At 51.6% G+C, this 11,993-nt stretch carries 6 protein-coding genes and 1 riboswitch; of the genes, 2 read left to right on the forward strand and 4 right to left on the reverse strand.

What is annotated here, in order from left to right; genetic code table 11:
• Window positions 1–949: 949 nt before the first annotated feature.
• From QKW35_RS19745 to QKW35_RS19760, 4 genes are all read right to left on the reverse strand, one after another.
• Window positions 950–2,362, reverse strand: a complete 1,413-nt coding sequence (locus QKW35_RS19745) for an aldehyde dehydrogenase family protein (protein WP_282355902.1) — start codon at window positions 2,360–2,362, stop codon at window positions 950–952.
• 84 nt (window positions 2,363–2,446) lie between these two features.
• Complete coding sequence (locus QKW35_RS19750) at window positions 2,447–3,748, reverse strand: alginate export family protein (protein ID WP_282355903.1); 1,302 nt, start codon at window positions 3,746–3,748, stop codon at window positions 2,447–2,449.
• Window positions 3,749–3,968: 220 nt separating this feature from the next.
• A complete protein-coding gene (locus tag QKW35_RS19755; protein WP_282355906.1) occupies window positions 3,969–4,787 on the reverse strand; it encodes a general secretion pathway protein GspB in 819 nt (272 codons plus the stop codon).
• Window position 4,788: 1 nt separating this feature from the next.
• Window positions 4,789–6,468: an ExeA family protein gene (locus QKW35_RS19760; RefSeq protein ID WP_282355908.1), complete on the reverse strand. Its 1,680-nt coding sequence runs from the start codon at window positions 6,466–6,468 to the stop codon at window positions 4,789–4,791.
• Window positions 6,469–6,728: 260 nt separating this feature from the next.
• Between QKW35_RS19760 and QKW35_RS19765 the strand changes: the two genes are divergently transcribed.
• On the forward strand, window positions 6,729–8,120 hold the full coding sequence (locus QKW35_RS19765) for a sigma-54 dependent transcriptional regulator (RefSeq protein WP_282355910.1): 1,392 nt from the start codon (window positions 6,729–6,731) through the stop codon (window positions 8,118–8,120).
• Window positions 8,121–8,979: 859 nt separating this feature from the next.
• Window positions 8,980–9,063, forward strand: a riboswitch (cyclic di-GMP riboswitch).
• Window positions 9,064–9,135: 72 nt separating this feature from the next.
• Window positions 9,136–11,733 (forward strand): Ig-like domain-containing protein, encoded by a 2,598-nt coding sequence (locus QKW35_RS19770; protein ID WP_282355911.1) that lies wholly within the window; start codon window positions 9,136–9,138, stop codon window positions 11,731–11,733.
• Window positions 11,734–11,993: the final 260 nt, after the last annotated feature.

Here is an 11,993-nt window from a genome sequence, read left to right on the forward strand (position 1 = left end):
TGTCTCCATCCTAAGGGCACGTTGTTCGTGCCCTTTCTTATTTCTACCCTCTTCTACTCTCCCATAGCTCTCCGGTCTTTTTGTACGCCCTTTTAAGCGAAGTGTTTGTTATGGTTCCTGAAAACTGCGTCGGAACGAGAGTTCATCGTTTATGTCGAAGTAAGCCAGCTTCAGTGTTGGGCAACGCCGCTTAGCGGGTTGGCCAACCTACAACGCTCACGTAGGCTGGTCTTCCCATCGCGAAGCCCAACAATCATGGATCAAGCGACGGGCGGACGAATGTCACTACCTTTCTGATCTCAAACCTTCCAATACTTTGCTGTTGAATTTATTGAGTCGGCTGTACAGCTCTCAGGCAAAGTTATCTTTATGGTTAAGGAATGTAGTGGATTACTGCTTAAAAAGGTTGATCGTTGATTGCCGGGGAAAGCTACCTTTCTCCTCGTTCCCGTGCTCTGCGTGAGAATGCGTACAGTTTTTGTTATTGGATATACCTGATAGGAATTTGTAGGGCAGCGTCGTCATCGTAGGTGATCACGGGCAGCTTTAGAGGGTGTCGCAAAACGTAACGAGCGTAGCTGAGACAAGGCAAAAAAGCTGCGAAAACGCACTTTAGGACGGGATAGACTGTAGGGCAGCGTTCACGCTGCCGGCAGCGTTCACGCTGCCCTACAATATGTAGGTGTAAATGAGCATTTTGAGCATATTTTTAACGCCGTATCAGCCAGCGCAGTCGTGTCGCGACACCCTCTAAAAGCTGCCCTACAGGATCCAGTATGAACCACCTCACCAAACTCCAAGCAAAAAAAAGCAGGAACCCGAAGGTTCCTGCGAACTCCAGCATGAGAAATAGCTAGACAGCCAAGTGACAAGAAAAGTACAGGAAAAGAGCACACGAAAGTGCTGCTGTGGGGTTATTGAGCCCCACAGCTTGAGGGGTAAATAGAATTTACTTGTTGATGTTCAGCGTTTGAGGAACGGTGTACTCCAACAGCCCTTCCTGGCCGAACTCGACACCGAAACCGGACATCTTGCAGCCACCAAACGGTGCGTGCGGCAGCACTTCCGCATGACCGTTGATCCACGCAGTACCACACTCAAGACGCTGAGCGACTTTCTGAGCGGCCTCGATATCGGATGACCACACAGAGCCGCCAAGACCCACATCACAGTTATTTGCCAGTGCGACAGCCTGTTCTAGATCACTGTAGCGGATGACTGGCAGTACCGGGCCAAACTGCTCTTCAGCAACAATGCGCATATCATCGGTTGCATTCGCGACGATGGTGGGTGGATAGAAGAAGCCTTTACCCGATTGCGGTTCGCCGCCACACAGCACCTGGGCACCGCTGGCTTTGGCGTCTTCTACCAGTTCTTTTACCAGTTCGAATTGGTCTTTGTTTTGTACCGGTCCGAAGGTGGTGCCTTCAGCCATGCCGTTACCTACAACCTGGGCGTTGGCGATCGCGACCAGCTTTTCGCACACCTGATCGTACTGGCTGTCGTGAACGTAAAGACGTTTCAGTGCCGCACAGGTCTGGCCCATGTTCAGGAATGCAGTCTGGAATATACCTTCTGCGATCGCATCAACATCTGCGTCCGGAAGGATAATGCCCGCATCGTTGCCACCGAGCTCAAGGGTCAAACGTTTCAGGTTGGATGCGGCGTTGCGCATGATTGCCTGGCCAGTCGGGGTAGAACCGGTAAATACAATCTTGCGGATCTTTTCGTGGCCGGTAATTGCGCTACCGATGCCCGCTTCACCGGTCAGAACGTTCATGACACCTGCCGGAACTTCTTCATTGATGATCTCAGCCAGCATGATGGTGTTGAGTGGCGTCAGGCCGGATGGTTTGCAGACCACGGTGTTACCGGTACGCAGCGCTGGCATGATGTGCCACACTGCGATCATCAGCGGCCAGTTCCAAGGGGTAATAGAACCCACGACGCCCAGTGGTTTACGATGCAGTTCGATGCGCTTGTTTTCGGAATCCTCCAGCACTTCAACGGGAATCTCCAGGTCCGCTGTATAGCGGGTCCAGGCTACTGCGCCGCCCACTTCCGCCTGAGCCAGGAACATTGGCTTACCCTGCTCTTTTACGATCACTTCGGCCAGTGCTGCCGCATTCGCTTCGATACGGTCAGCAATGCGATGCAGTGCCTGTTTACGCTCTTCGTTACTGCTGTACTGCCATGTCTTGAAGGCTTCTTCAGCGGCATCTACAGCGGCATTAAGCTGCTCAACAGATGCGTATGGGCATGCGGCAACAACCTCTTCTGTTGCAGGGTTGATCACATCAAAAGTGCCACGATCTCCCGCTACCTTATTGCCGTTGATGATTAAACTGAATTCTGTCTGCATGGAGGTTGTTCCTTTATAGGTTGTTATACCGAATAAACCGGCCCGCTTTGCGGGGGCCGGTATTTGTTCGTCCGATCCTTATGATTAGAACGGTACGATCGCCAGTACCTGGAAGTAGGTGTTGGTGTCATCGTTGCCCTGTGTGCTGGACGCACTGTCAGGGGTGTAGAAGCTAACCAGTGGGCTGATAATCAGGTGATCTGCAGCAACCCACTCTGCCCAGATGTTGATTTCGTTTGCGTCGTTGGTGCCCGCACCGTTGTTGGTGTCGCTGAAATCGAAATACATCGCTCCAACGGTCAGGGTTTCGCTTGGAGTGGCAGTCACGCCCAGGTAGTGAACATCAGAATCGGTACCGAATGGACCTGCGTAGTTCGCTGCAACCTCGCCCTGGAACCATGTGCCGTAACCACGGTTGAAGCCGAAGAACAGTGGGTCGTAACCATTGTCGTAGCTGGTATAACGGTAGTTAACAGTCGGAGACCAAGGCATATCGGCGAAGGTCCAGCCCGCTTCTGCGTACCATGCATCTGAATCAGCGCCGGTTACACCGTTTTCCTGGGTGACGTATTCACCGGACAGGAACAGGTTTTCTACACCTGCATTGCCCTGGTAACGGATGCTCAGTGTCTCCTGACCATCTCGGCCCTGCTGGCCGAAGAAGCTTGCGGCTGTTGAATCAACGTCCAGGCCTTCCAGGTACATCGCGCCGAAAGTACCGGTTTCAGATACATGCTCGACGTTGATACCCGCCATTTCTACACTGGATTGCGCTGGGTTGTCGGATTCGATCCAGAAGATATCGGAGCGCAAACCCGAATCGCCGCCTAGTTTCAGTACTGCGGTTTTATCAAACGCTTTACGCGGCGCCAGCCAGTACGCGCCGCCACGGTTGGCGCTGAAACCAGGTACGATCCCGTCCAGGCCTTCACCCATATTCAGCGAGTCGCCATTCAGGATAAAACCGTCGCCGATTGTTACGTTCTGGCGACCCAAAGAGAAGTCGACCATGTCGTTACGGAAGCCTGCGTACAGATCTTCGATCTCGGTTTCGCTTTCATCACCGGTGGTCAGGCCTGCGGCGTCACCGTCGCCGAAGGTTGCGGACGTAACGACGTTTGCAGCACCGTACAGTGCTGCGTCGTCACTGATCATAGTGCTGCCGGAGAAACCGTATTTTGCGTAAGCTTCCGTCCAGCTAGGATCGCTTTCGCTGTTACCGTAGGTTTCCTGGCTGCTGAAGTAACCTGCAATAACTTCGAGATCGAAGTTCAGTTCTTTGCCGTCTTCGTTAACCAGGTTGTACGCAGATGCTGTGCCGGAAGCTGCAGCAATGGCTGCACCCAGCAAAACGCCAGATACACGGCGTTTCATCTTCGTATTCATTGTGTTCATCCTCCGCAGTAGCGTTCTTATTTGTTTTTATTGATGAACCTCTACTGCGGGCAGGAAGGGGAAGCTGCCACGACGCAAAAGTTCATGACAGTTAGACTAACGCTGAGCTGTAAATAGGATTTGTGGGCGATGTAGAGAGTTGTGCAGAGATGTAACAGTATGTAATAGGTGTGAGTGGGAGCCTCCGCTCCCACAGTGCATACCGGCTTGCTTATCGTGTTGTACGCCAGAATGGGCGATTATTGTAGGAGAGAATCACCCCGTCCTTGGTGATCTGTTTTAGTTTTAGTGCGCTGCTGATCTGATCCCCCTCCCGCAGTCTCATGCCGTTAATTTTAACCAGACGTGATGCGGGTTTTGGGGAATAGATATGCACCGTAAAGTTAAGTTCAGGCAATGCCCGCTGGACCTGCAGCGGTAGCTGTTTTTGATGTGGAATCCCTGCATATGGATCGGGTTCTGCCGGTGTTTGGGGTTTAGGCACTGCCTTAGGCTTGGTGAAGGCTACGGTTGCCGGTTCCGGTGAAGCTGGTTTTGAAATGTGTGGTGTAGGCTTTGTCGGTTTTGGTGTGCTGACTATAGCTTGCTGCTTCAAGTTATCCGCATACCGTGTACTTGCAACAGAAAGGTCGTTTTGGCGTGCCTGAGTGGTGTTGATACGCACGTTCTCCACCTCTTCCAAAGCGTCAGCTGAAAGCAGCCACTCGTCGTTGCGTAAAGGTGGATCGGTCGCCTGAATAGGCAAAGGCACCTGGACTTTTTTTTCCGGCATGTAGGATATAGAAGGAATGGCTTCAGCCTGTGGTGCCTGAAAAGGCGTTTGGACGGGGTTTGTCGTACCATCCAGGATGGATTTTCCCGCGACAAGCACGATAGCAATTGCCAGAAACACGACGCCGGCCCACATATAAGGGATCGGCTTTCCACTGGATGTTTCCACTAGCTGGAGCGTCTGGGTCTGTATGTCAGGAACCTTCCCCCTGTTGCGATCGCGGTCAGAATGTTTGAGGGCGTCGAGAATATATGACATGTCACGCCTCCCCTTGATCAGCTTTCAGCATAGGGGTGTCGTTCTCACTCACCGAATTGAGCAGGATTGCGGTATGAGGGCCGACTACGCCGTCGGGGACGAGCCCGTTGCTGGCCTGGAAGCGTTTCACTTGTCGTACTAAACCACCGTCATAGGTTTGCAGCCTGAAATAACGCGGCGCCCTGCTCTGGGATAAGGCCAACTGACGATCCAGCCAAATGACCTCAGGACCTTCCATGCCGGGCTGAATTGGCGCCTTATAGTGCTCCGGCACTCGCCACATCACGGTGTATTTGCCAACGACCCATAACTTCAGGTCCTCTACTGTAACCCGGCGTACTTCCCCTCCTATAGCGACTTCTGCAATTCCATCTTTTACGGCGAGTAATGTGCCAAAGAAGTTCTGCCCTTTAGCGTTGAATAATTTCAGTACCGCTGGCCGATTCAGGTTTATCAGTTCATCCAGGCTACCGATGTTGAATAAGCAGCGCAGCCCATTGGATTCCGCAAAACGACATACGGCAGGTTGCTTTCTGGGCTCGTAGGTTAGGTTCCACTGTTGCATCAGTACTTTATAGGCCTGCACTTCCGTCCGTGATGTATCGGTACCTGTGGGCCACTGCCAGTTGGCAGGGTTTGAAAGTTCCTGCCCACTGCTGATCGTGCCAGGCCCATCTGACTTAGTGATGGCGGAAATCGTTTTTTCACCCTGCTCTATCACCTGTGATGTAACCGATTGAGCTGACTGCATTATGCTTTGTTCGGGATTGTGGGTGTACAGCACATAACCCAGCGCCGCAGATGCAAACAAACAGGCCGCGATTGCAAGTGACATCACACCCCGTTTTTCAGTTCTTTCTGATATTGCCGGTGACGAGTCACCAAATACCTCATTGGCCGCCTTGCCAAGCGTTTTTTCCTCAACCCGATTTTCCCGCTGCACGTATGCGCCGAGCAGTGCCCGGTCGCAGATGATGTTTACTAAGCGCGGAATACCTTTGGTGAGTCTATATAAGCGTTTAATCGACGATGGCGGGAACAGCTGACCGTCGACACCTGCAACAGATAAACGGTGGGCAACGTATGCGGGCAGCTCTTCCCTGGATAGCGCACGCAGGTGGTAACGTGCGGTGATGCGCTGATTTACCTGGCGAAGTTCAGGTTGAGATAGTTTGTCGGTTAACTCGGGTTGGCCAATCAGGATGATCTGCAGCAGTTTTTGGGTGTTGGTTTCGAGGTTTGTCAGCAACCGAATGGTTTCGAGCACATCGGCGGACAGATTCTGAGCTTCATCAATTATGAGTACTGTATGCCTGTCGTTACGGTGGTTATCCAGCAGATGTTCGTTGATTGCGTCGACGTAGTCCTTGAGTTCACCCTCTTTTCGACACTCAATGCTCAGTTCGTCGCAGATCGCTTCCAGCAGTTCGATTGCCGTGTACTGGGGGTTAACAATAAATGCGATCTCGGTATTTTCCGGCAGTTGCTCCAGAAGGCAGCGTGAGACAGTGGTTTTCCCGGTACCGACCTCGCCCGTCAGCAGCACAAATCCGCCATTACTGTTTATACCGTAAAGCAAATGAGCCAGCGCTTCGCGGTGTTGTTCACTCATGTAAAGGAAGCGCGGATCGGGCGCGATCGCGAAAGGAGGTTCGGATAATCCAAAGTAGTTGCTATACATGGCAAGTACCCCTTGGTTACAGATACAAATATAGATCTGACCTGGAATAAATGCGCGATTTTTGTACAGCCATTCTTACATTCGTTTGAGCTAAGCGTTCACGTTAATGACATATTTAGATTCGATGTAACGCAAGTTTAATAGCAGTGTATTGCAAGGTTTTCACTTCAGTGCGTGTGATCGGTGTCTACACTTAAGTTACATATTGGTTGGGTAATGTTTGTACACCTGTTCACAAACAACAATATAAGGCCTCAGCTATGAACCCGGTTTCACAACTAGCGCAGCGGGATGATGGAGGGATTCGTAAAGCGCTGTACTTGGACATGGCGGAGTACCATCCAAGCAACATTGACAGTTTTCATTTCGACGATTGGGCGCTTGATCGGGTGACAACGTCCCCCCGTGCAAAAGCGTGTATTCACGATTATCAGTATCTGGTGGGGATTGTATATCTCAGCCACCTGAATGACCTGCAACGCCAGCAGGTTATGGACATTGTGAGTCGAGAATATAACACCATCTGGATCGCCCTCATTGAACACAATGACCTGCTTGATGCGAACTTCCAACATCTGATCTGCGCGAATTTCCACGACTACTTTACACTTCCGCTCGACAACAACCTTAACTATCTGAAAGCGGCGCTTGGTCACGCTTATGGGATTGCCCTTCTGCGCTCACTGGAGAGCCAGGGCGCAAATGAATATGATCAAACCGAGATGGTCGGTTCCAGTGAACCGATGCGCAGAGTCTTCAGCGAGATACGCAAAGTCGCAAATGTAGACGCCCCGGTCATGATTGGTGGTGACACCGGTACCGGTAAAGAGATGGTTGCCCGCGCGATACACCAGCGTTCAGCGAGGCATGATGGACCGTTTATTGCCGTAAACTGCGGCGCTTTGCCGGACACCCTTATTCATGCAGAGTTGTTTGGGCATGAAAAAGGCGCCTTTACCGGTGCCTATAAACGCAAGATTGGTCGTATTGAAGCGGCACAGAATGGCACAATCTTTTTGGATGAGATTGGCGATTTGCCCCTGGAGCTTCAGGTATACCTGCTTCGTTTTTTGGAAGAGCGAACGATCGAACGTCTGGGAGGTAATGAAAGCTTGCGCGTTAATGCGCGTGTCATCGCCGCCACCCACGTTGACCTGGAAAAGGCGGTCGAAGAGGGTCGATTCCGTGAAGATCTTTACTACCGGCTGAATGTGCTCAATATTCAGATGCCAACCCTGGCCGAACGGTACGAAGATATTGAGCTGCTGGCCCGATACTTCCTGCGCAAGTTCTCACAGGAATATGATACCCGCGTTCAAGGCTTCTCTAACCACGCCGTTGAAGCGATGAACAAACACCACTGGCCGGGCAATATACGCGAGATGATAAATCGGATCAGGCGGGCCTTGGTGATGGGTGAAAATCGGTTGATTACTCCAAGTGACCTGGGTCTCACTCAAGCGCCGGTCTCTTTACAGGTCATGTCCCTCGACGAAGCGCGCAACCATGCTGAAGAGATGGCCGTAAAGAGTGGATTGCACTACTCCCACCACAACATTACCAAAACTGCAAAAATCCTGGGCGTGTCACGTGTGACTCTTTATCGCCTGATCGACAAGTACGGTTTGAGGAAGGATGTTTCAGTGCCTTAACAGTTTTGTGATACTTTCCTCAAAGCTAAAAACGTATCTACTTGAAAATAAAGATTTTTAATTGATGGCTTAAAGGTTGCATACTTATCTTTAGGGGATGGAGGTAAGTATGCACCGCAGTCCAGACACAAAACTATTCCATCAGGAGAACGACAACGGGTCACCCCCAGATCGTAATCTTCCTGCTAAGAGTGATCAAAGCGCTAATCACATCGTCGGCGCTTATCCTCATCTTGTCCCCTCCTTCCGAAATAGATCCCGCAGATTTCTCCATCAACATGTTCATTACAGTGCAGGTCCAATCATCCTGTTATGGGACGAACTTGACGAGAACATCATCTCCGCTGATGACGCCGATATTTACGATGATGATTAATAGATTGAACAGTAACAACCGTCCCATGTTCATCGATATTCCAAAAAGTTCCTGAACGAACGATCACTTTTTATTCAGTCAAACGCATGTTTTATTCCACAACTGTATAAGACATGATCAGCTGTAAATGTTAGGATGCACCCCGTTAATTTAGTTTACAGCGTGTAAAGCGAACGAACCGAAGGTTGCGGTGAGAGTTGGCGATACATTGCGGGGAACAGCTGAATGTCCGTCGCGCCGGGTTTGGGTAGGGAAATCCGGCACAGACAGACTCGCTTCATGCGTCCATTTGTTCTCGCACGTGTATCAATCACCTCCCCTTATTCTTTCGCTTTACCACCCGACTGGCTGAACGCATCCACTTTGGACAGGGAAGGTCAACGGGCACATTGATGTGATTGGATAACGGTCTCACTGACGAGAGTCGGCCAACAGGGTCTGTTCGCGGGAAAACAGTACCGCGTAAAGAATTGAAAGATCCTCTCCGGATAAAGGCACAACCTGAGTAATCAGGCGTCGCAAAGTCACGGGTCCCATCTATGTTGTGGGGATGGCCGAACTGCCCATGGAGAGTAAACCCTCGCGCGTCAGTACGCAGCTGTTGAGGATCTTTCGCGAACCCAATTTGCGGAGATTCTCATGACGCTCAAGGCGCCAAAACCTACATATCTGATTGCTTCCATGGGCATTGCATCTGCCCTGCTGTTGACTCCGGGCTATGCGGTATCTGCCCCTTATCACGACAACGCTGCGCCTCAGGCATATTCCGTAACGAGCACACAGCGTGCAAACGCTGAAGCTGCGACCCAGGATCTTATTACCGAACATCGTCTGTGGGTTCAGTCCCGCGGTAACGGTAAAAAGCTGGGTGTAGCCAAGCTGATCGAAAAAGCGCAGGCCCGTCAGCAGTTGCTGACCGAGCTGGCAGAAACAGATCCGGCTGAAGTACTACGTATCGCTATTCCTGCAGACGTTGCGCAGGATATGCCCGCCGAAGTTCAGGAACTGATCGAACAACATATCGACCTGGATGGAGAGTTGGAAGTGTCTTACCGGGACGATTTCACCAATCCTGAAAACTCTCGCTTGGTTCACGAGCTGAAAACCAACAACGGCAAGCGCGTAAAACTGCACATTGCAGGTGACAAAGGTAAGCTGTTCACCGGTAGTCATGTCAACGCCAAAGGCGTTGTCTTTACCAACACCGATGGCGAAGAAAGCCTGGTTGTAAACGGCGATGACGACGGCATCCTGATGCTGGCAGCCGGTGGCGACGCAACTGGTGGCAGCAATGGTGGTACACCAGTCTCCCCATACAATACTACTGGTCAGCAGGACACACTGGTGCTGCTGGTTAACTTTCAGGACAACACTGCGCAGCCGTTTTCCACCAGCCAGGTAAACAACGCCGTATTTGGCGAAGTTAACAGCTACTTCAACGAAAACTCTTACGGTCAGACTACGCTGGCAGGTACCACCAAGGGTTGGTACACACTGCCTCTGAGCAGCTCTACCTGTAACAACCGTGACATCGCGACAGCTGCTAAACAGGCGGCAACCAACGCAGGTGTGAACGTATCTGCATACAATCGTTTTTTGTATATCTTGCCGCAGACCAGTGCATGCAGCTGGTCCGGTACTGCATTGGTTGGTGGTTCTGAAGCCTGGATTAACGGCACCATCGACATGGACGTAATCGCGCACGAAATGGGCCACAACTTCGGTTTGCACCACTCCCACTCCCTGTCTTGTAACGGTGAGACGATCGGCGCAAGCTGTCAGCACTTGGAATACGGTGATGGCGTGGATGTAATGGGTTGGGCCTCTTCAAGCCACTTCGCACCGTTCCCTAAGGAATACCTGGGCTGGTTGAACCAGAGCAACACGCCGGGTATCCAGCTCATTACTAGCGACGGTACCTACGAGATCGAGCCTTATGCGTCTCAGACAAACGGCACCAAGGCACTGAAAGTGCAGAAAGGTTTCGACCAGTGGGGCCATCCTGAGTACTACTACGTCGAGTACCGCCAGCCTGTAGGTTTCGATGCGACGCTGACCAGCGGTGACCAGAACAACGTGATGAACGGTGTTGTGATCCGTACCGGTGTACCTGAAGAGAGCAGCAACACCAGTTTCCTGCTGGATATGACGCCTGAAACGTACGACCTGTACACCCGTGATCCGGCGCTGACCTTCGGTCGCAGCTACACCGATTCTGCAGCAGGTGTAACCATCACTGCCGTTTCCGGTGACCAGAACCGTGCTGTAATAACCGTATCTATGGGTACACAGAGTTGTGTACGTAGCAACCCAACTCTGACGTTCTCCCCTGCTCAGGGTCCTTGGGTTGCTGCGGGCACCGCAGTGAACTACAACGTAACCGTAACCAACAATGACGGTGCGGCGTGTTCAAACAACAGCTTTAACCTGTCTGCTAATGTGCAGTCCGGTTGGAGTGCGTCTTTCAACGCGAACAGCGTATCGCTGGCACCAGGTCAGAGTGCGACTACTGTATTGACCGTAAACTCCGCAAGTCCGGCAGCTGACGGTTTCTACGATATCGCCGTTACCGCCGCAAGTGGCAGTTACAGCAAAACTGGCAACGTGACCTACGTGGTTGATAACCCGGCATCTGACACGAACACTGCACCGGTTGCACAGAGTGACTCCGCAGCGACAACTAGCGGTAGCTCTGTTGTGATTCCGGTATTGAACAACGACAACGATGCTGACGGCGATGCACTGACTATCACCTCTGTAAGCGGGGTGTACGGTAGTGCTGTGATCAACAGCAACGGTACTATCACTTTTACACCGGCTGCTGGTTATGCGGGCACTGAAGTATTCAGCTACAGCGTATCTGACGGTAACGGTGGTTCCGATAGCGCAAACGTAAGCGTCTCTGTAGCGGCGGTGAATAATAACTCTGCGCCTGTTGCGGTCAACGATAGCGTAACTCTGTCTAGCAAAACTGCAGTGACTATCTCCGTACTGAGCAACGACTACGATCCGGAAAACGATGCGCTGAGCATTGTGGGTGTAACCCAGGGTAGTAAAGGTTCCGTGAGCGTCAACAGCAACGGTACGATCTACTACTCTCCGTCGAAGAGCTTCAAGAGCAGCGATAGCTTCACCTACACCATCAGTGATGGCCAGAAGACATCGACTGCGACCGTATCCATCAGCTTGTCTGGTAGCACGGGTGGTAACGGAAAAGGTAATGGTAAAAACCGTTAATCCCATTCCGTAAACCGAACCATACTAAAGGGCGATTCCTGTAAGGGAACCGCCCTTTTCTTTTGTACCTTCAACAGAGAGAGCGTTGCTCTCCCGTCTGCTTTACGCGCTATCTATTACAGATCGGCGCGCGCCAGCGGGCAGTCGAAGGTTTCGTTGTAGCCAGCCAACAATGCATGCGCTGCGGCTGCGGTATCGTTGGCGAATGCTGCACGTACCAGAGTGATCACTTCATCCACGCTAAGCGGATAGTTCACATC

Source organism: Pontibacterium granulatum, assembly GCF_029961155.1.
In the GTDB taxonomy this organism is placed as follows: Bacteria; Pseudomonadota; Gammaproteobacteria; order Pseudomonadales; family Balneatricaceae; genus Pontibacterium; species Pontibacterium granulatum.